This is a genomic window from Streptomyces sp. BYX5S, from assembly GCF_054724165.1.
In genome coordinates, this window is the sequence record NZ_CM138829.1 from 1,713,618 (window position 1) to 1,738,582 (window position 24,965).

The 24,965-nt window shown below is 72.7% G+C and carries 22 protein-coding genes and 1 riboswitch; of the genes, 13 read left to right on the forward strand and 9 right to left on the reverse strand.

All coding sequences use genetic code 11. From position 1 onward, the window contains the following. Position 1: 1 nt before the first annotated feature. Entirely contained in the window at positions 2 to 202 is a 201-nt protein-coding gene (gene thiS / locus ACYBSK_RS07695) for a sulfur carrier protein ThiS (protein WP_457476116.1), read from the reverse strand. Beyond that, positions 199 to 1,386 carry a glycine oxidase ThiO gene (gene thiO, locus ACYBSK_RS07700; protein WP_460245585.1) on the reverse strand — a complete coding sequence of 396 codons (1,188 nt, stop codon included), beginning with the start codon at positions 1,384 to 1,386 and terminating at the stop codon, positions 199 to 201. Before thiO ends, thiS begins: the two co-directional genes overlap by 4 nt. Further along, positions 1,384 to 1,497, reverse strand: a riboswitch (TPP riboswitch). It overlaps the preceding gene by 3 nt. Positions 1,498 to 1,549: 52 nt before the next feature. Between thiO and ACYBSK_RS07705 the strand changes: the two genes are divergently transcribed. The 6 genes from ACYBSK_RS07705 to ACYBSK_RS07730 all read left to right on the forward strand — a co-directional run bounded on the left by ACYBSK_RS07705 (position 1,550) and on the right by ACYBSK_RS07730 (position 6,350). Further along, positions 1,550 to 1,891 carry a hypothetical protein gene (locus ACYBSK_RS07705; protein WP_460245586.1) on the forward strand — a complete coding sequence of 114 codons (342 nt, stop codon included), beginning with the start codon at positions 1,550 to 1,552 and terminating at the stop codon, positions 1,889 to 1,891. 109 nt (positions 1,892 to 2,000) lie between these two features. Beyond that, positions 2,001 to 3,233, forward strand: coding sequence for an NAD(P)/FAD-dependent oxidoreductase (locus tag ACYBSK_RS07710; protein WP_457476119.1), 1,233 nt, complete (start codon positions 2,001 to 2,003; stop codon positions 3,231 to 3,233). A gap of 110 nt (positions 3,234 to 3,343) precedes the next feature. Continuing rightward, positions 3,344 to 3,709 carry an Rv2175c family DNA-binding protein gene (locus ACYBSK_RS07715; RefSeq protein WP_457476120.1) on the forward strand — a complete coding sequence of 122 codons (366 nt, stop codon included), beginning with the start codon at positions 3,344 to 3,346 and terminating at the stop codon, positions 3,707 to 3,709. Positions 3,710 to 3,790: 81 nt separating this feature from the next. Beyond that, complete coding sequence (thiE, locus tag ACYBSK_RS07720) at positions 3,791 to 4,438, forward strand: thiamine phosphate synthase (RefSeq protein WP_460245587.1); 648 nt, start codon at positions 3,791 to 3,793, stop codon at positions 4,436 to 4,438. Positions 4,439 to 4,520: 82 nt separating this feature from the next. Continuing rightward, complete coding sequence (gene metF / locus ACYBSK_RS07725; RefSeq protein WP_460245588.1) at positions 4,521 to 5,441, forward strand: methylenetetrahydrofolate reductase [NAD(P)H]; 921 nt, start codon at positions 4,521 to 4,523, stop codon at positions 5,439 to 5,441. 45 nt (positions 5,442 to 5,486) lie between these two features. After that, entirely contained in the window at positions 5,487 to 6,350 is an 864-nt protein-coding gene (locus ACYBSK_RS07730; protein ID WP_457476123.1) for a hypothetical protein, read from the forward strand. 41 nt (positions 6,351 to 6,391) lie between these two features. On the opposite strand, the gene ACYBSK_RS07735 is transcribed toward ACYBSK_RS07730, so the two are convergent. The 4 genes from ACYBSK_RS07735 to ACYBSK_RS07750 all read right to left on the reverse strand — a co-directional run bounded on the left by ACYBSK_RS07735 (position 6,392) and on the right by ACYBSK_RS07750 (position 11,829). Beyond that, positions 6,392 to 7,888 (reverse strand): phytoene desaturase family protein, encoded by a 1,497-nt coding sequence (locus ACYBSK_RS07735; RefSeq protein WP_460245589.1) that lies wholly within the window; start codon positions 7,886 to 7,888, stop codon positions 6,392 to 6,394. A gap of 425 nt (positions 7,889 to 8,313) precedes the next feature. Next, positions 8,314 to 8,940 (reverse strand): TetR/AcrR family transcriptional regulator, encoded by a 627-nt coding sequence (locus tag ACYBSK_RS07740; RefSeq protein ID WP_460245590.1) that lies wholly within the window; start codon positions 8,938 to 8,940, stop codon positions 8,314 to 8,316. A gap of 35 nt (positions 8,941 to 8,975) precedes the next feature. Further along, the gene (locus ACYBSK_RS07745; RefSeq protein WP_460245591.1) at positions 8,976 to 11,060 is read right to left on the reverse strand and encodes a YhgE/Pip family protein; all 2,085 of its coding nucleotides are present in this window, start codon (positions 11,058 to 11,060) and stop codon (positions 8,976 to 8,978) included. Then, positions 11,032 to 11,829, reverse strand: coding sequence for an ATP-binding cassette domain-containing protein (locus tag ACYBSK_RS07750; RefSeq protein WP_460245592.1), 798 nt, complete (start codon positions 11,827 to 11,829; stop codon positions 11,032 to 11,034). The genes ACYBSK_RS07745 and ACYBSK_RS07750 overlap by 29 nt, the downstream gene beginning before the upstream one ends. A gap of 162 nt (positions 11,830 to 11,991) precedes the next feature. On the opposite strand from ACYBSK_RS07750, the gene ACYBSK_RS07755 reads away from it, so the two are divergent. The 3 genes from ACYBSK_RS07755 to ACYBSK_RS07765 all read left to right on the forward strand — a co-directional run bounded on the left by ACYBSK_RS07755 (position 11,992) and on the right by ACYBSK_RS07765 (position 14,185). Next, positions 11,992 to 12,555 carry an SAV_6107 family HEPN domain-containing protein gene (locus ACYBSK_RS07755; RefSeq protein WP_457476128.1) on the forward strand — a complete coding sequence of 188 codons (564 nt, stop codon included), beginning with the start codon at positions 11,992 to 11,994 and terminating at the stop codon, positions 12,553 to 12,555. 141 nt (positions 12,556 to 12,696) lie between these two features. After that, on the forward strand, positions 12,697 to 13,500 hold the full coding sequence (locus tag ACYBSK_RS07760) for a methyltransferase (protein WP_457476129.1): 804 nt from the start codon (positions 12,697 to 12,699) through the stop codon (positions 13,498 to 13,500). A gap of 274 nt (positions 13,501 to 13,774) precedes the next feature. Then, a complete protein-coding gene (locus ACYBSK_RS07765; RefSeq protein ID WP_457476130.1) occupies positions 13,775 to 14,185 on the forward strand; it encodes a DUF3040 domain-containing protein in 411 nt (136 codons plus the stop codon). A gap of 128 nt (positions 14,186 to 14,313) precedes the next feature. Here the strand turns inward: ACYBSK_RS07765 and ACYBSK_RS07770 are convergent, their stop codons facing one another. Genes ACYBSK_RS07770 through ACYBSK_RS07780 form a run of 3 tightly spaced genes read right to left on the reverse strand, consistent with a single transcriptional unit; the run spans position 14,314 to position 19,174 of the window. Continuing rightward, positions 14,314 to 16,719, reverse strand: coding sequence for a transglutaminase TgpA family protein (locus ACYBSK_RS07770; protein WP_460245593.1), 2,406 nt, complete (start codon positions 16,717 to 16,719; stop codon positions 14,314 to 14,316). Next, positions 16,716 to 18,131 (reverse strand): DUF58 domain-containing protein, encoded by a 1,416-nt coding sequence (locus ACYBSK_RS07775; RefSeq protein ID WP_457476132.1) that lies wholly within the window; start codon positions 18,129 to 18,131, stop codon positions 16,716 to 16,718. Before ACYBSK_RS07775 ends, ACYBSK_RS07770 begins: the two co-directional genes overlap by 4 nt. Next, positions 18,131 to 19,174, reverse strand: coding sequence for an AAA family ATPase (locus tag ACYBSK_RS07780; RefSeq protein WP_457476133.1), 1,044 nt, complete (start codon positions 19,172 to 19,174; stop codon positions 18,131 to 18,133). The genes ACYBSK_RS07775 and ACYBSK_RS07780 overlap by 1 nt, the downstream gene beginning before the upstream one ends. A 592-nt stretch (positions 19,175 to 19,766) precedes the next feature. Here ACYBSK_RS07780 and rsmH point away from each other — a divergent pair. The 4 genes from rsmH to ACYBSK_RS07800 all read left to right on the forward strand — a co-directional run bounded on the left by rsmH (position 19,767) and on the right by ACYBSK_RS07800 (position 24,962). Further along, entirely contained in the window at positions 19,767 to 20,699 is a 933-nt protein-coding gene (gene rsmH, locus ACYBSK_RS07785; protein WP_460245594.1) for a 16S rRNA (cytosine(1402)-N(4))-methyltransferase RsmH, read from the forward strand. Positions 20,700 to 20,735: 36 nt separating this feature from the next. Further along, positions 20,736 to 21,242: a septum formation initiator family protein gene (locus ACYBSK_RS07790; protein ID WP_460245595.1), complete on the forward strand. Its 507-nt coding sequence runs from the start codon at positions 20,736 to 20,738 to the stop codon at positions 21,240 to 21,242. Between the two features lie 4 nt (positions 21,243 to 21,246). Further along, positions 21,247 to 23,265, forward strand: a complete 2,019-nt coding sequence (locus ACYBSK_RS07795) for a peptidoglycan D,D-transpeptidase FtsI family protein (protein ID WP_460245596.1) — start codon at positions 21,247 to 21,249, stop codon at positions 23,263 to 23,265. A gap of 149 nt (positions 23,266 to 23,414) precedes the next feature. Then, a complete protein-coding gene (locus ACYBSK_RS07800) occupies positions 23,415 to 24,962 on the forward strand; it encodes a UDP-N-acetylmuramoyl-L-alanyl-D-glutamate--2,6-diaminopimelate ligase (RefSeq protein WP_460245597.1) in 1,548 nt (515 codons plus the stop codon). Positions 24,963 to 24,965: the final 3 nt, after the last annotated feature.

Consider the following 24,965-nt stretch of genomic DNA (forward strand, 5'->3'; position numbering starts at 1 on the left):
TTCAGCCTCCTTGGACGGCCGTGAGCACCTCGACGCGGTCTCCGTCGGAGAGCGCCGTGGCGGGCCATTGGGTGCGGGGGACGACGGTCTCGTTGAGGGCGGCGGCGACGCCCCTGGGGGCCGTCGTGAGCGTGGTGACCAGGAGGTCGAGCGTGGTGCCCGTGGCCACGGTGCGCGGCTCGCCGTTGACGTAGACGTTCATGCGGGCTGCTCCACGGGGACGGTGCCGGCGGCGCTGAACCGTTTCGGTGTGAACGGGCGCGCCTCTTCGGGGAGTTCACCGGTGGTCAGGACGTGCGCCATGGCGTCGCCGGTGACCGGCGTCAGCAGTACGCCGTTGCGGTAGTGGCCGGTCGCCAGGAGGAGGCCGGGCAGCGCCGTCGGGCCGAGGAGCGGCGCGTTGTCGGGGGAACCGGGGCGCAGCCCCGCGCGGGTCTCGGTCAGCGGGAGTTCCGTGATGCCGGGGACGAGTTCGTGGGCGTCCCGCAGGAGTTCGTAGACGCCTCCCGCGGTGACCGTGGTGTCCCAGCCCAACTCCTCGCTGGTCGCGCCCACGACGAGTTCGCCGTTGACCCGCGGCACCAGGTAGAGGTTGCCGCCGCGGACGACCGCGCGGACCGTGCGGCTGAGGAACGGCGCGTACCGCTTGGGCACCGTCAGCCGCAGCACCTGGCCCTTGACGGGGCGCACCGGCGGCAGCACCGCGTCGGGCACGCCGCTGAGCTGCCCGCTGCGGCTGCCCGCCGCGAGCACGACCTGGCCGGCCGCGACCTCGGTGCCGTCGCCGAGGACCGCGCCGCGCGCCCGTTCGCGTACGACACGCAGGCGTTCGGCCCACGAACGGTGGAAGGTCACGTCGGCGCGCTCGCAGGCCGTCACGAGGGCGCTCGCGAGCCTTCTCGGGTCGATCTGGTGGTCCCCGTCGACCCGCAGGCCCCCGCGTACGCCCGGAGCGAGTATCGGCTCCAGGCGGCGGCAGTCGCGGCCCGACAGCCACTCGGAGTCGAGCCCCGACTTCGTTTGCAGCGCGTGCAGTTCACGCAGGTGCGCCCGGTCGTCCGCGTCGAGCGCGACCGCGAGCGTGCCGCACGCGCGGTAGCCGAGGTCCTGCCCCGTGGCCTCGGACAGCTCGGCCGCGAAGTCCGGATAGCGCCGCGCGGACGCGAGGTTCAGGCCGAGCAACGTCTGCTCGCCGTGGTGGAGTTCGGTGACGGCGGCCAGCATTCCGGCCGCCACCTGGGCGGCCCCGCCGCCCGGCTCGGGGTCCGCGACCGCGACGGTCAGGCCGCGCTGCGCGGCCCGCCAGGCGGTGACCAGACCGATGATGCCGCCCCCGACGACGAGGACGTCGCAGGTGTGCGAATGAACGGATGGCGTCGACGACATGGGCGTCAAGCCCCTCCCTTCGCCGGTATGACCCGGATCAGGTTCGTACGGTCGAAGGCCGCTCCAGCCTCCCTCTCAGCCCGCTGCGTACGGGCTCCCGCGAGTGCTCTACGTTGGCCACCCTAGCCGTTCACCAGCACCTCCAGTAAGGGAGTCCCAGACCGTGGCACGTTCCCTCGACGGACTCGTCCTGTCGCCCGTCGCCGACCAGGCCCCGGGCCAGGTGGGTGTGCGCACCTGCTTCGCGTACCGGGAGGAGGACGGCCGTGTCTCCGCCGCCTACGAGGGCGGCGACGTCGTGGAGGGGCACCTCGTGGGGACGCGCTCCGGCGACCGCCTCGACTTCCGCTACGTCCAGTTGAAGACCGACGGAACCACGTCGTCGGGGCACTGCGTCTCGACCGTGTCCGAGCTCCCGGACGGCCGGGTGCGCCTCGACGAGACCTGGGAGTGGGAGTCGCAGGAGGGCAGCGGCACCAGCGTGGTCGAGGAGCTCGCTCGCTAAACCGCCGGGACGTGTGCCCGCTAAACCGCCGGGACGTGTGCAGGACGTCACGGCGCCGGAGTGGCCCGCACCGCTGACCGACACAAGATCAGGTGCCTAAGGTGATCCCGTGAGTGAGCAGCGGAGCGGGAGCGGAACGCCTTCGGGGCAGCGGAACGTCGTCATCGTGGGCGCGGGGATGGCCGGTGTGCAGACCGCCGTGGCGCTGCGCGAACACGGGTTCACCGGCTCGGTGACGCTGCTCGGCGCCGAACCCCACCAGCCGTACGACCGGCCGCCGCTCTCCAAGGCAGTGCTGCTCGGCAAGGCCGAGGGCTCGGCCTTCGACGTGGACTTCGAGGCGCTCGGCGTCTCCCTGGAGCTGGGCCGCGAGGTGACCGGGCTGCGCCCCGGCGACCACGAGCTGGACACCGCCGAGGGCCCCGTCCCGTACGACGTACTGGTCGTCGCGACCGGCGCCGAGCCGGTCCGGCTGCCGGGCACCCAGGACCTGCCCGGGGTGCACCTGCTGCGCACCCTCGACGACGCCGAGCGGCTGCGGCCCGTCCTCGCCGAGCAGCACGACGTGGTGGTCGTGGGAGCCGGGTGGATCGGCGCCGAGTTCGCCACCGCGGCCCGTGAGGCCGGGTGCCGCGTCACCGTCGTGGAGGCGGCCGGGCGGCCGCTGGCCGGGGCGCTGCCCGCGGAGATCGCCGCGCCCATGGCGTCCTGGTACGCGGACGCCGGAGCGACCCTGCGCACGCACGCGCGCGTGGAGCGCGTCGAGCCGGGCGTCGTGGTCCTCGACGACGGCACGCGGCTGCCCGCGGGCGCCGTCGTCGTCGGCATCGGCGCCCGCCCCGCCACCCGCTGGCTGGCCGGCTCCGGCATCGAGCTGGGCGCCCACCGCGAGGTGCTGGCGGACGCGGGGCTGCGCACGTCCGACCCCGACGTGTACGCGGTGGGGGACTGCTCCTCGTTCCCCTCGGCGCGCTACGGGGAGCGCCTGATGGTCCACCACTGGGACAACGCGCTCCAGGGGCCGCGCACGGTGGCGGCGAACATCGTGGGCCTCACCCCCACGACGTACGACCCGGTGCCCTACTTCTGGTCCGAGCAGTTCGGCCGCTTCGTGCAGTACGCGGGGCACCACGAGGGCGCCGACGCGGCCGTGTGGCGGGGCGACCCCGCCGGGGCCGCCTGGTCGGTGTGCTGGCTGCGCGAGGGGGCCCTGGTGGCCGTCCTCGCCGTCGGCAAGCCGCGTGACCTGGCGCAGGGCCGCAAGCTCATCATCTCGGGGGCCCGCCTCGACCCGGAGCTCCTCGCGGACCCGGCCCGCCCGCTGAAGTCCGCCGTCGCCTGACGCGGGGCGGCGGCCGCGGGCCGTGACAGAAGGGGGCGAAACGGGAGGAGTGTGCCCCGTACGTACCGGCTCGGCTTCCGACTGTCAGTCCGGGATGGCACGCTTGTCCCGTGACCGAGATTGACGCAAAGATCGATGCTCTTGTCCCCGCCTGGCTCAACCTCCCCGACATCGCCGAAAAGCTCGATGTCGAGGTGACGCGTGTGCGCCAGCTGGTCAAGGAAGGCCAGCTGATCGCCGTGCGTCGCGGTGAGAACAGGGCACTGCACGTGCCCGCCGCCTTCATCGACGGCGACAAGATCGTCAAGGGGCTCGTCGGCCTCCTGACGGTCCTGCGGGACGACGGCTTCACCGACGAAGAGATGCTCGAGTGGCTCTTCACCCCCGACCCGAGCCTGCCGGGCACGCCCGCGCAGGCACTGAGCGAGAATCGCGGCACGGAGGTGAAGCGCCGCGCCCAGGCGCTCGCCGTCTGACCTGACAACCGTCCGGCGTGCGCACCGCGATCCTCGCGGTGCGCACGCCACCGACACCGCACCACCCACGGGGGGACCTTCATGGCGCGATCCACGCGTGCGCTGCTCGCCGATGCCCGGCTGTACCTGTGCACCGACGCGCGCAGACGCCAGGGCGACCTGCCGGAGTTCCTCGACGCGGTGCTCGCCGGCGGTGTCGACATCGTGCAGCTGCGCGACAAGGGCATGGAGGCCGGCGGGGAGCTGGAGCACCTGGAGGTGTTCGCCGAGGCGGCCCGCCGCCACGGCAAGCTGTTCGCGGTGAACGACCGGGCGGACGTCGCCCACGCGATCCGCTCCGACGTGCTGCACCTGGGCCAGGGCGACCTGCCGGTCCCCGCGGCCCGCGCGATCCTCGGCGAGGACGTGCTCATCGGCCGCTCCACGCACGCCGAGGAGGAGGCCGCCGCGGCCGCCGTCCAGGAGGGCGTGGACTACTTCTGCACGGGCCCGTGCTGGCCGACGCCGACCAAGCCCGGCCGGCACGCCCCGGGCCTCGACCTGGTGCGTCACACGGCGGGCCTGAACACGGACCGGCCGTGGTTCGCGATCGGCGGCATCGACCTCACGAACCTGGACGAGGTCCTGGAGGCCGGCGCCCGCAGAGCCGTCGTCGTGCGCGCCATCACGGAGGCCGACGATCCGGGCGCCGCGGCGGCCGAGTTCGCGAAGCGCCTGCGCTCCGCCTGACCTCCCACAGGGCCTTTGGCGGGCCTGTCCGCAGGGTGGACGGGGATTAGGGCCTTTCGATATCCGTCAGTAACCTGCCCGTATGGCCCTAGGTACCGCTTCCACCAGGACTGATCGCGCCCGCACCGTGCGTGACATGCTCGCGCCCGGCAAGGCGACGTACTCGTTCGAGTTCTCCGCGCCGAAGACGGCGAAGGGCGAGCGCAACCTGTGGAACGCGCTGCGCAGGGTCGAGGCCGTCTCGCCCGACTTCGTCTCCGTGACGTACGGCGCGGGCGGCTCCACGCGCGCGGGCACCGTCAAGGAGACGCAGCAGATCGTCGCCGACACGACGCTGACGCCCGTGGCGCACATCACCGCCGTCGAGCACTCGGTCGCCGAACTGCGCAACATCATCGGCCAGTACGCCGACGCCGGGATCCGGAACATGCTCGCGGTGCGCGGCGACCCGCCCGGCGACCCCATGGGCGACTGGATCTCGCACCCCGAGGGCCTCACGTACGCGGCCGAACTCGTGGAACTGATCAAGGAGTCGGGGGACTTCTGCGTCGGCGTCGCGGCGTTCCCCGCGATGCATCCGCGCTCGCCCGACTGGGACTCCGACGTGCGGCATTTCGTCGACAAGTGCCGCGCGGGCGCCGACTACGCGATCACGCAGATGTTCTTCTACCCGGAGGAGTACCTGCGGCTGCGCGACAAGGTCGCCGCGGCTGGCTGCGAGACGCCGATCATCCCCGAGTGCATGCCGGTGACGAGCGTGCGCATGCTCGAACGCCTGCCCAAGTTGAGCAATGCCGACTTCCCTCCGGCGTTGAAAGAGCGAATCCTCACAGCAAAAGACGATCCAGCCGCTGTACGCTCCATTGGCATCGAGTTCGCTACGGAGTTTTGCGCCAAGCTGCTTGACGAGGGAGTGCCGGGTCTGCACTTCATTACGCTCAACAACTCCACTGCGACGCTGGAGATCTACGAGAACCTGGGCCTGCACGACGAGCGGGGCTGACTTCGCCGTACCCAGAAGGGCTACGGCCGTACGAGAGGGGCGTACATGGGCTGGGCGGTCCTCTATGTCGCGTTCGGACTGGTGGCACTGTGGCTCCTCGGTGAGGTCCTGCTGCAGTACAAGGCACGGCTGCGCTGGCGGCTGCTCGCCTTCGGCGGCTTCCTCGGAGTCGTCATCGGTGTCCTGCTCCCCTCGGTGTACGTCATCGGGGCCGGCGCCATCGCCTTCGCGATCGGCCAGACGTACGTCACGCTGTCGTTCCGCCGCGGGTTCGCCGCGGGCTGGGCGCTGAAGGGCATGCCGAGCGTCCCCGGTGTCGGGGGCGGCAAGCGGCGCCCCGAGGAAGAACTCCACCAGGACCCGACGCTCCAGGTCTCGGACCTGGAGTACGAGCCGGTCCAGCAGGAGTACGCGCCGGTTCCGGAGCCGGCGGCCGAGTCGACCGCGGTCTACGCGCCGCAGCCGATGCCCGACGACACCAACCAGTACGGCGTCTACCAGGACTCGGCGTACGCCCAGGGGGCGCACGGGACGCAGGAGTACGCCTCCTACGACACCGGGTCCTACGGCTACGACCAGCAGAGCTACGGCTACGACCCGGCTCAGCAGCCGTACGCCGCCCCGTACTCGGACCCGTACATCGGGGCGCAGACCTACCCGGAGCAGCCCCAGTACGGCGACCCGTACGCCACGGGACAGGGTTACGCCGACCCGTACGCGACGGGGCAGGGCTACGGCGGGGAGACGCCTCCCGGCGGCGTCTGGGTGCCGCAGCAGCGCAACGGCGACGAGCAGCAGCAGACGTACGGCGGTGAACTGCCGCCGGAGCAGGCGTACCCGGCGTACCCGCAGCACGACCCGAACACCGGGTACGACACCGGGTACAACGAGCAGCAGTACCGCTACTGAGCAGATGAGCCGACGGGCGCCCGCGGGCGCCCGTCCGCGGTTCACTGCGAGCCGCGGAACTCCGGGCCCTCCACGATCAGGCCCGCCACCAGCGCGCCCGACATGCCCGCGTGCGGCAGCCCGCCGCCCGGGTGGGACCAGCCGCCCACGGTCGAAAGGCCCGGCAGGGACGTCGTGTTCGCCGCGTGCAGCAGCTCGCCCCGGGCCGCCGCCAGCGCGGGCGCGGGCACGGCGCCGCCCTCCGCCCCGGTGGCCTCGGCGATGTCCTGGGCCGTGCGCGCCTCGTGCCACAGCAGCCGCTCGCGCAGCCCCGGCACGGCCGGTTCGGCCGCCGCGAGGATCCGCTCCACGTCGGCCTCGTCCCCGCGCGCGTGGGCCGGCACCGTCACCGTGAGGGTCACCGCCTCGTGCCCGGCGTCCGGCACCCCGGCCGGGTCTCCGGTGCGCAGCACCGCCACCGTCGGCCTGCGCGGCGCCGCGCCGCCGTCGAAGATCCACGCCAACTCGGCGTCCCGGTCCGCCGCGTGCACGACCGCCCGGTGCGGGGTGCCCTCGGGCCGGGCCCCGCGCAGCGCGAGGTGCACGGTCAGCCGGCTGGGCCACGCCGACTCGCGCTGGCCCGGCCCGCCGTCGCGCACGGCCCGGCCCGGCAGCAGTGCGCCGAGGACGCCCGGGGCGACGCCGGCCACCACGAACTCGGCGTCCTCCACGTGGCCGTCGGCCAGCTCGACGCCCGCCGCGCGGCCGTCCTTCTCGACGATCCGCGTGACGGCCGAGCCGAATCTGAACTCGACCTTCCGCTTCAGGCAGCGCGCGTGCACGGCGTCCGCGAGCGCCCGCATCCCGCCGGTCACCGCCCAGGTACCGAAGGTCTGCTCCATGTAGGGCAGCACGGCCGCACTCGCCGGAGCCGTCCGGGGATCGAGCCCGTACGCCAGCGCGTACTGCTCGAGGAGCGCCACCAGGCGCGGCTCCGCGCCCAGTTCGAGTGCGCCGATCGCGGCGAGCGTCGTCGCCGCGCGGTCCTTGCGCAGGATGCGCTTGTGCACGACCGCGGGGTAGGGCTCGCGGTCGGCCAGCACCTGCCAGTTCGGCCACAGCGGCTCTTCCAGCAGGGGGCGCCGCGAGCGGTCCCAGGCCTCCCGCGCGCGGTTCATGAACGCCGACCAGCGCTCGCCCGCACCCGCGCCGACCGCCGCGTCCAGGGCCTCGGCGACGCCGCCCCGCCGTGCGTTCGGCAGATCCACCGTCGTGCCGTCCGCGAAGACGTGCCGCACGGCGGGCTCGACCTGGGTGAGGCCGACGAGGTCCTCCAGCTGCTCCTTGCCCGTCTTGACGAACAAGTCCCGGTAGACCGCGGGCAGATGGAGCAGCCCCGGGCCCGAGTCGAACGCGAAGCCGTCGCGCTCGATGCTGCCCACTGCCCCGCCGTAGGTCGACGCGCGCTCGAAGACCACCGGTCGGTGGCCCGCGACGGCCAGCCGAGCGGCGGCCGCCATGGCGCCCATCCCCGCGCCGATCACCGCAATTCGTGCCATGCCAGGGACCTTATCCGCCACCACTGACAACACCGCCGCCAGGTCGCGGGGGAGCGGCGGGCCGCTGAGTGCGGGCACCGAGTCGCCCTGGGTCTGAGCGCGCACGTCTGAGTATCCGTACCTAGTCAGCGAGATGAGTAGGTACGCGGATGGGGTCCGACCTGCGCGGACGGGAGAGTGGAGACCACGGAGAGGGGCACGGATGCGGCACCGCCGACACGGGGCGGCGGAACGGATCGAGTGCCTCTTGCCGCTCCTCTCGCCCGCCAGGGCGGGAGTGAGCACGGGGGACCCTGGGGGCGACCGCACGGGGGTCCAACGGGGGAAAACGGGGGATCCACGGGGGATGCGCCGGTCCGGTGAGGCCTGAGTTCGACCACAGGCCCTGCCGGACCGGCGCTCCGTTCGTGCCGGTGCCGCGCCCCTCAGGCCGTGCCGGTCAGCGGCTGCCCGCCGCCCACCCGCCCCTGGAGCAGCAGCGACAGCGCGCCGTGCACGTCGTCCAGGGAGCGCTCCGGCTGGAACGCCTGCCAGTCCAGAGCGGCCACCAGGACCATGCCCACGAGCGCCGCGGCCGTGAGCGGCACGTCGATCTCCTCGCTCAGCTCACCGCTGGCCACGGCCGCCCGCAGCACGCCCTCGACCACCGCCACCGCCTCCTGGCGCACCACGGCGAGCGTGGACTGCCAGGCGCGGTTCGTGCGCCACAGTTCGGCGACGTACAGCTGGGTGAAGGCCGGGTACTCGTCGATGAACACGAGACCCGCGCGGATCATCGCGTCCAGGGCGTCGACCTTGCTGCCGCCGTTCTCGTCCGCTTTCTGTGCCGCCTCCCGAAGGGAGGCGGTGAGGAGCCCGACGCCGTGCCGCAGCAGCTCCTCGAAGAGGACCGACTTGCTGGCGAAGTTGTAGTAGACCGTGCCCTTCGCGACCCCGGCCCGCTCGGCGATCTCGTCGACCGTCGTGGCCGAGAAGCCCTGCTCCGCGATGAGCGTGACCGCGGCTTCGTAGAGCTTCTGCCGCGTGGCCTGACGCCGTGTGCTGCTTTCCATGCCCCTGATTCTCACAGGAGCCGCCGTGGGCGCGCTCACAGGCTCAGCTCGGGGTGCAGCCGGTCCAGCGTCCACACCTGCTTGCGCCGGGCCGTCCACGCGGTCAGGGCGAGCGCGCCGACGGTGAACGCGGTGAGCACCACGCACGCCTGCCACACGGGGCCGAGTCCACCGCCGGAGATCAGCCGCCGCAGGGCCTCCACGACGTAGCTCATCGGCAGGAACGGGTGCAGCGCGTTGAAGAAGCCCGGACTCGTCTGCACGGGATACGTGCCGCCCGCCGACGTCAGCTGAAGCATCAGGAAGGCGAGCACCAGGATGCGGCCCGCCGCCCCGAAGCGCGCGTTCAGCCACTGCACGATGGCCGCGAAGCACGCCGTGACCAGGCACAGGAAGCCGACCGTGCCCGCCGCGCGCAGCATCTCCAGACCGAGGGCCCAGTGCAGTACGGACATCAGGGCCGCCACCTGGAGCAGGCCCAGTGCCGCCACGGGCAGCCAGCCCGCGAACGCGACCCGCCAGGCGGAGGAGCCGACCGCGAGGGCGCGCCGGTTCAGCGGCTGGATCAGCATGTAGGCGACCATCGCGCCCACCCACAGGGAGAGCGGGATGAAGTACGGGGCGAAACCCGTGCCGTAGTTGGGCGCCTTGTGCAGCGACTGGGAGGCCAGCTGGACCGGGTCGGCCATGACCTCGGTGCGCTGGTCGCGGTCCTTCTTGTCGTAGTCGGGGATCTTCCGCACGCCGTCGTGCAGACCGCCGGCGAGCTCGCCCGAGCCGTCGGCGAGCTTGAACATGCCGCCGTTCAGGTCGACGGCGCCGGTCTCCAGCCTGCCGACGCCGCTGTCGAGTTCGACCGAGCCGGTGTGCGCCGTGCCGAGGCCCGTGTGCAGCTGCGCGGCGCCCGCGGCGACCCGGCCGGCCCCGTCGTTCAGCTGGTTGATGCGGGCGACCGCGCTGTCGAGGTCCTGGTCGAGCGTCGGGGCGTTCTTGGCGAGGGCCTCGGACTGCTCCTGGAGCGTCGCCAGGTGGCTGTCCATCCGTGCCAGGTTCCCGTGCTCGTCCTGGATGAGCGTGTTCAGGTCGTCGGAGATCGTGGCGACGTCGTGCGCCGCGGTCCTCGCCTTCTTCAGGTCGGGGCAGGCCGGGTCGTCGAGGACCGCGTTCGCGCAGCGCCTTTCGTAGATCGCGTCCAGGGCGTCCGATCCCGCGTGCGCGCCCGTGCGCGCGGCAGGGGCGATCTTCACGAGGTCGTCCAGGTTGTGCCGCACGCCCCGGGCGGAGTCGGCGACGAGCCGCGCCGTGTCGGCGATCGCCTTCTTGTTGCCCTTCAGGAAGGGGCGCACCTTGTCGGCCGCGCCGTTGACCTTGTCGGCGAGCACCTGCGTGCCGTCGGCGACCTGCCGGGAACCGGACTCCAGGTCGCCCGCCCCGGTGGTGAGCTTCGTCAGCCCGCTCTCCAGGTCGCCGCTGCCCTTCTTGGCGTCCTTCAGGCCGTCGGCCAGATCCTTGGAGCCCTGCTTGGCCTTCCCGATGCCGCCTTCGAGATCGTCGGCGCCCCTGGCGGCCTTCTTGGTCGCGTCGTGGATGTCGGAGAACGACACGAAGATCTTGTCGAGGAACGAGCGCGACGCGTTGCTGGACGCCGCGGAGCGCACCTCGGAGAACACCGTCCGGGAGATCTGCCCGACGATGTAGTTGTTGGCGTCGTTCGTGCGCACCTGAAGGGCGCCGGTCTCGGGGGAGTCGCCCGAACTGGACGCGATGCGCTCGCTGAAGTCCTTCGGCATGGTCAGCGACAGGTAGTACGTGCCGTCCTCCACGCCCTGCTTCGCCTGCGCGGAGCTGACCTCGTGCCACTGGAAGGTGTCGCTGTCGTACAGGCCCTCGGTGATGTCGTCGCCCGCGGTGATCTTCTGGCCCGCGGCCTTCGCGCCCTTGTCCTCGTTGACGAGCGCCACCGGGATCTTGTCGAGCTTTCCGTACGGGTCCCAGAAGGACCACAGGTACAGCGCCCCGTAGAGCAGCGGCAGCAGCAGGAGCGCGACGAGTGCCGCGCGCGGCAGCTTTCCCCTGCCGAAGCGCCTGAGTTCAAGCGCGGCGAGCTTCGGCGAGCGCATCGGCCGTCTCCTTCGCGGTGTCGTTCGTGGTCTTGTCCGGGGCGGTCGACACGACGACCGCTCCTTCGGGGGCCTCGCTGCACACGGCGACGACCGTGGTGCCCGCGTCGGCGACGGACCGCAACTGGTCCCAGATCTCCGCCCGTTCGGCGTCCGCGAGCTTCAGGTCGGTGTCGTCGACGCCGATCAGGCGCGGGCGGCCGATGAGGGCGAGCGCCAGGGACAGGCGCAGCGCCTCCAGCCGTTCGAGGTCGCGCACGGAGGTGCGCGAGCCCTTCGGCAGCGTCTCGGTGTCGAGTCCGGCGCCGGCGAGCGCGGCGTCGATGCGCAGGCTCGCCTCGGCCCGCCGCTCGGCGGGGGTGCGCAGCAGACCGCGCAGCGTTCCGTCGAACCGCCGTTGCAGCAGCGCGTGCTCCCGCAGGTGCTCGGCCACGGTCAGGGCGGGGTCCAGCTCCGTCACGCCGGGCACGTGCGCGAGCGCGCTCGTCCTGCGTACGGCGGTCATCTGCTTCGGCAGCCGCATGCCGCCGACCCGCGCCGTCCCCTCGCTCGGCCGCATCCGCCCGGTCAGGGCGAGCAGCAGGCAGGTGCGACCGCTGCCGGACGGGCCCTCGACGGCGACGAGCGAACCGGCCGCCGCGTCGAGGCCGACACCGCGGAAGGCCCAGCCCCTGGGGCCCTTGAGGCCGAAGTCCGTGGCGGCGATGGAGGCACCGCCGTGCGCCTCGTGCTCCGCCGCATGCGTCGTCCCGTGGTCCGGGCCGTCCATGGGTCCCCCCTGGGCACCTATTTGAACTGACTGGTCAGTGCAAAAGCTAGCCCGAACTCCCTGTCGAAGCAAAATGCCTGGTCAGAGCCGATTGTCAGTGGCGTACCCCACGATGGGCACATACGGCCACAGCGCCGTCACACAGACGACAGGAGGTTCGTCATGGCTGGACACAAGGCATCCACCGCAGCTGCCGCACGCCGCCGTGCCGCCACCGGCCCTGCCCCCTCATCGACCGGACCGGCGAGCGACGTCCACCCGGTGCTCCGCCGGACCGGCGCCCCGCCCGCCGCCCTCGACCTGCTCGCCCAGGCCCGCGCCGGACTCGACGAGGCGTCCGTGCTCGAAACGGCCAACGAGCGGTACGCCACGGCCCACCTCGCCGCCCTGCGCACCGCCGCCGCGGTGCTCGCGGCCCGAGGCCGGCCCGAGTCCACACCCAAGCGCCGCGCCAAGATCCGAAGCGCCTGGGAAGTGCTCCCCGAGATAGCCCCCGAACTGACGGAGTGGGGCGCCCTCTTCGCCTCCGGCGCCACCAAGCGCGCCCGCGCGGAAGCGGGCATCCGCGGCGCGGCCACCGCCCGAGACGCCGACGACCTGGTGCGGGACGTGGCGATGTTCCTGCGCCTCGTCGAGCGCATGCTCGTGCTCCAGCCGGTGCTGCCGCAGCCCCGGCACGAGGGCGACGAGCGCGCGGCGCCACCGGGCGTCCCCGACGCCGGGTAGCCGCGTGACCGAGGGGGCCGGGCAGGCAAGGGGCGGCGCGCACGGTTGGCGTGGGCTCCGGGCCGCGCCCATTAGGGTGGAGGCGCCCGAACCAGTACATGCTCCGCCGCCGGTCGGAGCCGCCCCGAGGAGTCACCTGCCGTGTCGGACCACCAGCCTCGAACCTCGTCACCGCGCTCCGACTCCTCGCGGCCCCGCGCCTCCCTCCGTACCGCCGTGGTCTGGGACGTCCTCAAGGCCGCGCTCGACCAGCGGGCCAAGACGGCGGGCGGCGAGGTCCTGGACGTCCTCGACACCGGGGGCGGCAGTGGCAACTTCGCGGTGCCGGTCGCCCAGCTGGGCCACCGCGTCACCGTCGTCGACCCGAGCCCCAACGCGCTGTTCGCGCTGGAGCGCAGGGCCGCCGAGGCCGGCGTCGCCGACCGGGTGCGCGGCGTCCAGGGCGACGTCTCCGGCCTGTTCGACGTCGTCGAGCGCGACGGCTACGACGCGGTTCTGTGCCACGGCGTCCTCGAGTACGTGGAGGAGCCGACGGAAGGCGTGCGCAACGTGGTGGGCGCGCTGCGCTCCGGCGGCGTGCTCAGCCTGCTCGCCGCGGGCCTGGGCGGCGCCGTCATCGCGCGGGCCCTCGCCGGCCACTTCAAGGAGGCCCGGCAGGCGCTGGACGACCCGGCGGGCCGCTGGGGCGAGGGCGACCCGGTGCCGCGCCGCTTCACCGCCGAGCAGCTCACCGAACTGCTCTCCGGGGCCGGGGTGGACGTCGGCGCCGTGCACGGTGTGCGGGTCTTCGCGGACCTGGTCCCCGGCGTCCTCGTGGACACCGAACCGAGCGCGCTCCAGGAGCTGCTGAAGCTGGAGGCGGCCGCCGCGGAACTGCCCGCGTTCCACTCCGTGGCCACGCAGCTGCACGTGCTCGGAGAGAAGCGAGTGACGGAAGTGGCCTGACCGGTGGCCGGCCGCTGCCGCTGATCAGCGGCGCAGCGAGGGATGGAGTACGCCACAGGCCCCCCGATCGGACGCTCGGCGCCGTATGATCTGAGGTGACCGTCCGGCATGACGGGTCGGCCGCTGGGGCATGACGCTCCATGAGTCGAAGCGCCGTGTCACGGTCGGCAATGGCGAAGTTGGCGTAGAGGGGCGGGTTTCACGGGGGCGATTCCCTGCCTATCCTGAAGGGGACCCCCGGTCGCCCCGGCGACCGCACGATGAGGAGGACTCCGTGCCGCTCTCGGAGCACGAGCAGCGCATGCTCGAGCAGATGGAGCGAGCGCTGTACGCCGAAGATCCCAAGTTCGCGACAGCGCTTGAGGGAAGCGGGCTGCGTACATACACCCGACGTCGGGTCTACCAGGCAGTCGTGGGCTTCCTGGTGGGTATCGCGCTCCTCATGGCAGGAATGGTCGCGCAGCAGATCTGGATCAGCGTGGTGGGATTCCTCGTCATGCTGGGATGTGCGGTGCTCGCGGTCACCGGATGGCGCAAGGCTCCCAAGCCAGGGGAGCAGCCTGCCGCCGGAGCCGTACCAGGAGGCGCCCCAGCGGCGAAACGGCAGGGCAAGCAGAAGCGCTCCATGATGGACCGCATCGAGCAGCGCTGGCAGCGTCGCCGGGACGAGCAGGGCGGCCGCTGAGCCGCAGGCAGCCCCGCCGCCAACAGACATGCACAAAGGGTGACCGCGTCGTGCGGTCACCCTTTGTGCGTAATCGGCAGCGTTTCCCGTGCGGCTTCCCTGAACGGCTTTCCCGTGCGGCCCGCCCGCTAGCCTTCCTGCCGGGTCGGCCGCGTCAGCCGGACGAACCTGCCGCGCAGCCCCAGCGTGAACGACTCCCAGCGCCGCGACGCCGCCCACGCCACCCGGACGGCCGAGCGGGGCGCGAACGTCGCCCGCAGCCGCGTCGACCGGCTCGACGTCGCGTGCAGCCCGTCGTACAGGCGCCGGACGTCCTCGCCCAGACCCGAGGCCGGCCGGGGCCGCGGCGCGTACAGGACCTGCTCCACCGCCGCCGCCACCCGGTGCACGCCGTCGGCCGCCTCCGGTTCGAGCTCGCCGATCCGGACGATGCGGGCCGCCGCCTTCCGCGGGGTCTGCGAGTCGTCCGGCGCGATCCCGTGGTCCCACGCCGTGTCCGTGACCTCGCGCCACGCGGCGAGCGTCCGGTCGGCGGCGGCCTCATCCGTCCGGCCCGCCGAACCGAGCCTCAGCGCCCGTACCCGCCTGCGCCACAGCATCGGCAGCAGCGGCACCACGACGACCAGCAGGGCGATCAGTGACACCAGGGCGATCGTGCCGAACGGCGGCCCGTCGTCCGGCGAGGCCCCGACGGTCGCCGGCGCGGTGTTGCCGCAGGCGCCCTCCTTGCGCTGGGCCACCGAGCAGCTCTCCGACGTCGAGGGCTCGGGGGCCGAGGGCGTCGCCGAGGCCGACTCGCTGGGCGCCACCGGGTTGCTGGTGCTGCCGTCGGGGCTGTTCTCCACCGTGTAGTCGGGGGCCGTGCCGCGGTTCGGCGTGGGCTCGAAGCGGGTCCAGCCGACGCCCTCGAAGTACAGCTCCGGCCACGCGTGCGCGTCGCGCAGGCCCACCGAGTACGTCCCCTCACCCGCGGGCACGCCCGGCGTGAAGCCGACCGCGACCCGGGCCGGGATGCCGAGCGTGCGCGCCATGGCGGCCATCGAGAAGGAGAAGTGGACGCAGAAGCCCTCCTTCTGCTTCAGGAACCGGGCGATGGCCGCCGAACCGCTCCCCGCCCGCACCTCCGTGTTGTACGTGAAGCCGCCGTTGACCGCGAAGTAGTCCTGGAGCTTCACCGCGCGCTCGTAGTCGTTCGACGCGCCGTCGGTGACCTCCAGCGCGGTCGTGCGCACCACGTCCGGCAGCGAGGCGGGCACCTTGGTGAACTCGCGGAGCAGATCGCTCGGCGGGGCCCCCGCGGCGGCGAGCTGCTGCGGCGTCGGCTCCACCACCAGGCTGTCGACGGTGTACGTCTTGCCGCGCGTGGTCTGCCCGTGGTCGCCGACCAGCGTCCGGCCGACCTGCTCGAACCGCCAGCGCCCGTCGATCCCCACCTTCGTCGCCGGGTAGGGCATGGGCAGCCAGTCCTGCGCGTACCAGTCGGCCGCCGAGATCGTCGTGCGCACCTCGCTCCTGCGCACGTCGGCGCGCAGGCCCGGCGGGTCCGGCAGCGTGGACGGCACGTCGCTGATGCTGCGCACCGAGGGCCGCCAGGTCGTGCCGTCGAACTCGTCGAGCGACACGATCCGCAGATACATGTCGGACGTCTGGTCCGTGTTCGTCCGGTACGACATGACCTCCCGGTCCTCCGGCTGGTTCAGGCTGTTCTGCAGCGAGACCAGCGGGTTGACCGCGGAGATCGTGCCGCCGCCCCCGGACCCCGTGCCCACACCGCTGCCGGAGGGGCCGAGGATCCCGCCGTCCAGGGCGGGCAGGGCGAGCGGCACCACCACGGCGATCCCCAGGGCGACGACGCCGATGCGGCGGCCGGTGCGCACCGGGGCGAGGGCCCCCTGCCCGCTCTCCCGCACGGGCGTGGCCCCACCGGGCACGGGCCCGGCGCCCCCGAACACCCGGCCCCACTGGGAGAGCCGGTCACGGCCCTCGGCGAGCAGCAACAGCAGGTAGCCGCCGGCCGCGAGCAGGAACCACAGCCAGTCCGTGCCGCCCCGGGAGAGCCCGGCGGCGACCGAGTACAGGGCGAGCAGCGGCAGACCGGCGGGGGCCGCGCTGCGGAACGTCACCGCGAGCGCGTCCACCATCAGCCCGATCACCAGCGCCCCGCCGACCAGCATCAGCCGGATGCCGTCGGACAGCGGTGCCGGAATCGCGTACCGGCCGACGTCCTCGCCACCCGCCTGGAGCAGCGCGCCGAAGTGCTGGAAGACGTCGGGGCCCGGCAGGACCGCGACGATCGCCTGCTCGCGCGCGAAGACGAGGGTGAGCAGCAGCAGCGACACCAGGGCCTGCGCCGCGATCGTCAGCGGCCGGGCGAGCGGTATCCGGCGGGCGAGCGCGCCCACCGCCGCCTGCACGACCAGCAGGATCGCGGCCTGGATCAGCCAGGTGGACCGGTCGACCAGCGGCAGCAGCGAGCAGCCGGCCAGGAACGTGGCCAGCGTCGCGCTGATCGACAGGCGGGCACCGCCGCTCATGACCAACCCCCTGAGGTGTGCGGAGAATGCGGGGCCCCGCCCGGCGCGGACAGCCCCGTGCGCTCCCGGTCCGCCTGCCGCCACAGCTCCTCCAGGGACGCGCCGTGCGGCACGGCCACCGCCGTCCACCCGGCCTCCTGGAGCATGTGCAGCCGCTCGGCGCAGCGCTCCGAGACCGGCGCCCCGGGGCCCTCGGTCCAGGAGCCGCTGTCCAGCAGGAAGGCGAGCGCGCCACCGCTGCGGCGGCGCATCTTGGCGACGACGGAGGCCTGTTCCTCGTCCAGGTCGCCGAGGAAGGCGACCAGCAGCCCCTCGTTGCCGCCGCGCAGCACGTCGTACGCGGACGAGAGCGTTCCGCTGTCGGAGTGGTCGACGACGGCGAGCGTGTCCATCATCAGGCCCGCCGCGTCCGCCGACTCCTGGCTCGCGCCCGCGAAGCCGTCGGTGCCCTCGCCCGGCACCGCGTTGCCCGTGTCCGTCAACAGCCGCACCGAGAAGCCGCGTTCGAGCATGTGGACCAGGACGGAGGCGGTGCCGGACACCGCCCACTCGAAGGCCGAGTCGGGGCCCGCGCCCTGGAAGGCGGGAGCCCGGGTGTCGAGCAGGACCGTGCAGCGGGAGCGCTGCGGCTGCTCCTCGCGGCGCACCATCAGCTCGCCGTAGCGGGCGGTGGAGCGCCAGTGCACGCGGCGCAGATCGTCCCCGTACCGGTAGCCGCGCGGGATCACGTCGTCCTCGCCGGCCAGCGCCAGCGAGCGCTGCCGCCCGTCCCCGTACCCCTTGGCCTCACCCGTGAGCCGCACCGGCGGCAGCGCCGTCACGCGCGGGATCACCGTCAGGCTGTCGTACGTGGAGAAGGACCGGGTCAGTTCGCACATGCCGAAGGGGTCCGTCAGGCGCAGTTGCAGCGGGCCCAGCGGATAGCGGCCGCGCAGGTCGGAGCGGACCCGGTAGGACACCTCGCGGCGGCCGCCCGCCTCGACCCGGTCGAGCACGAACCGGGGCCGCGGCCCGAGCACGTACGGCACCCGGTCCTGGAGCATCAGCAGGCCGGTCGGGAGGCGGGAGATGTTGTCCATGCGCAGATGCACGCGGGCCTCGGAACCCGCGGGCACGCGCGCGGGGGAGAGTCGGCGGCTGCCCGCGACCCGGTACCGGGTGCGGTACAGCACGCCCGCGCACACCAGCGGCAGCACCGCGAGCAGCAGCCCGACCCGCAGCAGATCGCTCTGCCCCAGGACGTACGCGCAGATGCCCGCCGCGATGCCGGCGGCCAGGAACGAGCGGCCCCGCGTGGTGAGTCCCGCGAGGGCGGTGCGCACGCCGCTCTTGTCGCCGACGTTCTTGCCCGCGTCGCCCTCCGGGAACCCGGAATCCCGCACGTACGCCCCTGCCTGTCCCCCCGCCGCCATCACAGCCTCCGCGGACCGGGCGGCTGCTGGCCGTACAGCGGGGGCGTCGTCGAGTCGAAGGGCTGCGCGGCGCGGGGCTCGGCGGCCGGGACCGGGGTGCGCTGGAGGATGTCGACGACGACCTGCTCGGCGGTGCGCCGGTTCAGCTGGGCCTGCGCGGTGGGCAGCAGACGGTGCGCCAGGACGGCCACGGCCAGCGCCTGCACGTCGTCGGGCAGCGCGTACTCGCGGCCGCTGAGGGCCGCCGACGCCTTGGCCGCGCGCAGCAGGTGCAGCGTCGCGCGCGGTGAGGCGCCGAGTCTGAGGTCGGGGTGGCTGCGCGTGGCGGCGACCAGGTCCACCGCGTAGCGCCGTACGGCGTCGGCGACGTGGACCGTGCGCACGGCGTCGATGAGCTTCACGATCTCGTGCGCGTGCGCCACCGGCTGGAGGTCGTCCAGGGGGCTCACGCCGCCGTGCACGTCCAGCATCTGCAACTCGGCCTCCGGGCTCGGATAGCCGATGGAGACGCGGGCCATGAAGCGGTCGCGCTGGGCCTCGGGCAGCGGGTAGGTGCCCTCCATCTCGACCGGGTTCTGGGTGGCCACCACCATGAACGGGCTGGGCAGCTCGTAGGTCTTGCCGTCGATGGTGACCTGGCGCTCCTCCAGGGACTCCAGGAGCGCGGACTGTGTCTTCGGGGACGCGCGGTTGATCTCGTCCCCGATCACGATCTGCGCGAAGATCGCGCCCGGCTTGAACTCGAAGTCCCGCCGCTGCTGGTCCCAGATGGACACCCCGGTGATGTCCGAGGGCAGCAGGTCGGGCGTGAACTGGATGCGGCGCACCGAGCAGTCGATGGACCGCGCGAGCGCCTTCGCCAGCATCGTCTTGCCGACGCCCGGCACGTCCTCGATGAGCAGGTGCCCCTCGGCGAGCAGTACGGTCAGCGAGAGCCGTACGACCTCCGGCTTGCCCTCGATCACGCCCTCCACCGACCCGCGCACGCGTTCTGCGGTGGTGGTCAGATCTGTGAGGCTCGCTCGATCGTCATAGGTCGTCACCCAGCCCTCCTCGGCCCGTACTTGCCGGGCCGACGCTCCACAGCGCGAACCGGCCCACCCCGATACACGGACGACGCGCACGAGATGTTCGCCGCTCGTGCGGTTGTCACACACGCATTCTTGTTGGCGTTACCGGTTCGTGTCACTCGCCTGTGGACAACTGGCAGCGATATGTCAGGTCTTACGGGCTTTTGGGAGAAAGGCCGACCGGGGCCGACCGCCGGCGGTCGGGCGGGGACGACCTCCCGCAGCCGCAGTGGTGGACGAGGACCACGCCGCGGCGCGACGCGCCCCCGCGTTGATCGACCGGTTGATTGACCGGGGGGCACGGTGGACTAAAGTGACGCCGACCCCAGACAACCACGCAACGATGCAACACGGAGATCCCGGCACCGCCCCAGGGCGCCGTCGGAACGCTCCCCGCGTGCGCGGCGCGTACGTACGGCTCGGCCTCCTCCCGCTCCGGTCGGCCGGCGTCACTTCCCCGGCGCCGACGGACCTTCCCCTTCACGAGCGGGCGGGGACCCGGTGGTGCGTACGCCCCGCACGCCGGACCTGAGAGGGACCCTTGAGCCAGCGACACGTTCCGGTCATGCTCCAGCGATGCTTGGACATGTTGGCTCCGGCGCTGGCCCAGCCGGGTGCGGTCGTCGTCGACTGCACGCTCGGCCTCGGCGGGCACAGCGAGGCGCTGCTCTCCACGTTCCCCTCGTGCCGCCTCGTGGCGCTCGACCGCGACAAGGAGGCGCTGCGCCTCTCCGGTGAGCGCCTGGAGCCCTTCGGCGATCGGGCCACCCTGGTGCACGCCGTCTACGACGAACTGCCCGAGGTCCTCGACCGGTTGGGCATCCCCAAGGTGCAGGGCGTCCTCTTCGACCTCGGCGTCTCCTCCATGCAGCTCGACGAGGCCGACCGCGGCTTCGCGTACGCGCAGGACGCGCCGCTCGACATGCGCATGGACCAGACGACCGGGATGAGCGCCGCCGAGGTGCTCAACACGTACCCGCCGGGCGAACTGGTGCGGATCCTTCGCCAGTACGGCGAGGAGAAGCAGGCCAAGCGCATTGTTTCGGCCATCGTGCGCGAGCGCGAGAAGGAGCCGTTCAGCAACAGCGCCCGGCTCGTCGAGCTGATCCGGGACTCCCTGCCGCAGGCCGCCAAGCGCACCGGCGGCAACCCGGCCAAGCGCACCTTCCAGGCCCTGCGCATCGAGGTCAACGGCGAGCTGAGCGTGCTGGAGCGGGCCGTTCCGGGAGCGGTGAAGTCGCTCGCGGTCGGCGGCCGGATCGCGGTCCTGTCGTACCACTCGCTCGAAGACCGCCTGGTCAAGCAGGTGTTCGCGGCCGGAGCCAGCAACACGGCGCCGCCCGGTCTGCCGATCGTCCCCGAGCAGTACCAGCCCCGGCTCAAGCTGCTCACGCGCGGTGCCGAACTTCCCACCGAGGAAGAGGTAGCCGAGAACCGCCGGGCCGCCCCGGCACGGCTGCGGGGTGCGCAGCGCATCCGCGAGGATGTCGAGGGATGAGGACCCAGTGACGTACGCGCGCGTGGAGGGGTGGTCGTGAGCGCCAGCAGTGGCTCGAAAGGTGCGCTGCGCGGCGGGGTCGCCCGCCTCGCGCGGTTCCTTCCGCTCGGTCCGTCCGGCGGCACACAGGCCGCACGCACTCCGTTCGTCCTCCTCGTCGTGCTGCTCCTCGGCGGCGGGCTCATCACGCTCCTGATGCTGAACTCCTCGCTCAACGAGGGCTCGTTCCAGCTCACCAAGCTCAAGAAGCAGACCACCGAGCTGACCGACGACGAGCAGCAGCTCCAGCGCGAAGTCGACGCCTACTCGGCGCCCGACGCCCTCCTGCGCCGCGCCCGCGAGCTGGGCATGGTGCCCGGCGGCGACCCGGTCTTCCTCGACCCCGACGGCACCGTCAAGGGCATGCCGAGCCCGGCCGCCGCGCCGCCCGCCGCCCCGCCCGCGGAGCCGACGCCCACCGGAGCGACGCCCTCCGCCGATCCGTCCGGGGCCGCGCCTTCGAACTCCCCGGCGCAGCCCTCCCCTTCGAGCTCCGGCAGGTGACGCCATGACCGACAGGGAGCCCCCGCGCCGACGGGTGCCCGGACCCGCGCGCCCCGCGCGCTCCGGTCGGCCGGGCCCCAAGCCCGCCGCCAAGTCCGCCGGCCGGCCCGCGCCGAAGCAGGCCGCCAAGGGCCGCCAGGCCCCGCGTCAGGCCACCCGCCGCCCGGCGGCGCCCAGGCCCCGGCCGAAGCCGAAGGCCTCCACTCCGCTGCGCCTCGGCAGCCCCCGGCCGCGCCTGCGCATGGTCAGCCTGGGCCTCACGATGGTCCTGCTGATCTTCGTCGTGCGCCTCCTCCAGGTGCAGGGCGTCGACGCCAGCGCGTATGCCGCGAAGGCCGAGCTGAACCGATACGTCAGCCACTCCATCGCCGCCGAGCGCGGCGGCATCACGGACCGCGGCGGCGTCGAACTCGCCGCGAGCGTGGACGCGTACGACATCACCGCCGACCCGACGCTGTTCACCAAGAAGGCCACCAAGGTCAATGACGCGCCCGAACAGGCCGCGGCGCTGCTGTCGCCGATCCTGGAGGTCGACGCGGCGGAGCTGACCAAGAAGCTGAAGACGAAGAACACCCGGTACGTGCGGCTCGCCCCGCGACAGACGCCGCAGGTCTGGAAGCAGATCAAGGACCTCAGGACCACGCTGAACGAGAAGGCGAACGAACAGGGCCGCGAGGCGAGCGTGCTCTCCGGCGTGGTCGCCGACCCCAGCAGCAAGCGCGTCTACCCCAACGGCGACCTCGCCGCGGGCGTCCTCGGCTGGGTCAACGCCGACGGCAAGGGCGGCGGCGGCGTCGAGCAGCAGCTCAACAAGGAACTCGCGGGCAAGGCCGGCAAGATCCGCTACGCCCAGTCCGGCGGCCGCCAGGTGCCGACCGCCGGCAGCACCGAGCAGCCCGCGGTCCCCGGCTCGGACGTCGAGCTGACCATCGACCGCGACATCCAGTGGGCGGCGCAGAACGCCATCGACGAGCAGGTCAAGAAGTCGCAGGCCGACCGCGGCTACGTGATAGTGCAGGACACGAAGACCGGCGAGGTCCTGGCCATGGCCAACGCGCCCGGCTTCGACCCCAACGACCTCTCCGACGCCAAGGCGGAGGCCCTCGGCAACGCCGCGCTCCAGGACGCGTACGAGCCCGGCTCCACCGCCAAGGTGATGTCGATGGCGGCCGTACTGGAGGAGAACGCGGCCACGCCCGGTACCCACGTCACCGTGCCCAACCGGCTGCACCGCGGCGACCGGCTCTTCCAGGACGACGTCGACCACCCGACCTGGCACCTCACGCTCAACGGCGTGCTCGCCAAGTCCAGCAACATCGGCACCATCCTCGCGACGGGCCAGCTCGGCAAAACGCAGCAGGAGGCCAACACCTCGCTCTACTCGTACCTGCGCAAGTTCGGCATCGGCAAGGAGAGCGGCCTCGGCTTCCCCGGTGAGACGTCCGGCATCCTCGCGGCCTCCGACAAGTGGTCCACCTCGCAGCAGTACACGATCCCGTTCGGCCAGGGCTTCTCGATCAACGCGATGCAGGCCGCCTCCGTGTACTCGACCATCGCCAACGACGGCGTCCGCGTCGAGCCGACCCTCGTCCGCGGCACCAAGGGCCCCGACGGCCGGTTCACGCCCGCGCCGAAGCCCAAGGAGACCCGCGTCGTCAGCAAGAAGACCGCCCGGACGGTCGCGCAGATGCTGGAGTCCGTGGTCGACGACGAAGAGGGCACCGGTACGAAGGCCCGCATCCCCGGCTACCGCGTCGCCGGTAAGACGGGTACGGCCAACCGCGTGGATCCGGCCACCGGCCGCTACAAGGGGTATACGTCGTCGTTCGCCGGGTTCGCGCCCGCCGACAAGCCGCGCGTCACCGTCTACTGCGCCATCCAGAACGCCACGAAAGGCAGCTATTTCGGCGGCCAGATCTGTGGCCCGATCTACAAGCAGGTCATGGAGTTCGCGCTGAAGACCCTCCAGACCCCGCCCACGGGCGAGAAGCCGGCCCGGCTGCCCGTCACGTTCCAGCCATAACCGGCGGTGATCTCCGTGACAGCCATCACCCCCGATCCAGGGAACCGCCCCACGCCACGCCCCTCGCTTCGCCCGCCGGGGGGTGGGCCCGGTACGCTCACGCCGTGCCACACGCTGATCAGTCCCAAACCACCCAGAAGGGCGCACCCGTGACATACCCCGGGCCGCCGCGACCGGTCGAGGTCTCCGCCACCCCCCTCGCGGAACTCGCCGATCAACTGGGAGTGACCGCGCCCCAGGCCGCAGCAGAGGTCACCGGAATCACCCACGACTCCCGTGCGGTGCGCCCCGGCGACCTGTACGCGGCACTGCCCGGAGCCCGCGCCCACGGCGCCGACTTCGCCGCGCAGGCCGCCTCGCTCGGCGCCGTCGCGGCGCTCACCGACCCGGCGGGCGCCGAGCGCGTCACCGAGGCCGGTCTCGTGCCGCTCGTCGTGGAGAACCCGCGCAGCCGCATGGGCGAGCTGGCCGCCACGATCTACGGCCACCCCGGCAAGGACCTGCTCCAGATCGGCATCACCGGTACCTCGGGCAAGACCACCACCGCGTACCTCATCGAGGGCGGGCTGAAGACCGTGCGCAGCACCGGTCTCATCGGCACCGTCGAGATGCGGATCGGCGACGAGCGGATCAAGTCCGAGCGGACCACCCCCGAAGCCACCGATCTCCAGGCGCTGTTCGCCGTCATGCGCGAGCGCGGCACCGACGCCGTCGCCATGGAGGTCTCCAGCCATGCCCTCGTGCTCGGCCGGGTCGACGGCTGCGTCTTCGACGTCGCGGTCTTCAACAACCTGAGCCCGGAGCACATGGAGTTCCACCGGGACATGGAGGACTACTTCCAGGCGAAGGCGCAGCTGTTCACGCGGGCCCGCAGCAAGCAGGGCGTCGTGAACTACGACGACGAGTACGGGCGTCGGCTCATCGACGAGTCCGAGGTCCCCGTCGTCACCTTCTCCGCCGAGGGCCACCCCGACGCCGACTGGCGCGCCGAGGACGTCGAAGTCGGCCAGCTGGGCTCGACGTTGACCGTCGTCGGCCCCAAGGGCGAGCGGATCACCGCCGAGGCGCCGCTGCCGGGCCCCTTCAACGTCGCGAACACCCTCGCCGCGATCGTCACCCTCGCCGTCGCCGGGATCGACCCGCAGACCGCGGCCGACGGCGTCGCCGCCGTGCCCGGCGTGCCCGGCCGCCTGGAGCGCGTCGAGGCCGGCCAGAAGTACCTCGCCGTCGTCGACTACGCGCACAAGACCGACGCCGTGGAGTCCGTGCTGCGGGCCCTGCGCAAGGTCACCGAGAACAAGCTGCACATCGTGCTCGGCTGCGGCGGCGACCGCGACAAGACCAAGCGGATGCCGATGGGCGCCGCCGCCGCGCGGTTCGCCGACACGGCCATCCTCACCTCCGACAACCCCCGCTCCGAGGACCCCCTCGCGATCCTCGCCACGATGCTCACCGGAGCCGCCGACGTGCCGGCCCACGAGCGGGGCGACGTCGCCGTGTTCGAGGACCGCGCCGCGGCCATCTCCGCCGCCGTGGCGCGCGCCGAGCCCGGCGACACGGTGCTCGTCGCGGGCAAGGGCCACGAGCAGGGCCAGGACATCGCCGGTGTGGTCCGTCCGTTCGACGACCGCCAGGTGCTCCGCGCGGCCATCGAGGCCTCCGCAGCCACCGTCGACCACCAGAAAACCCAGGGATGAAGT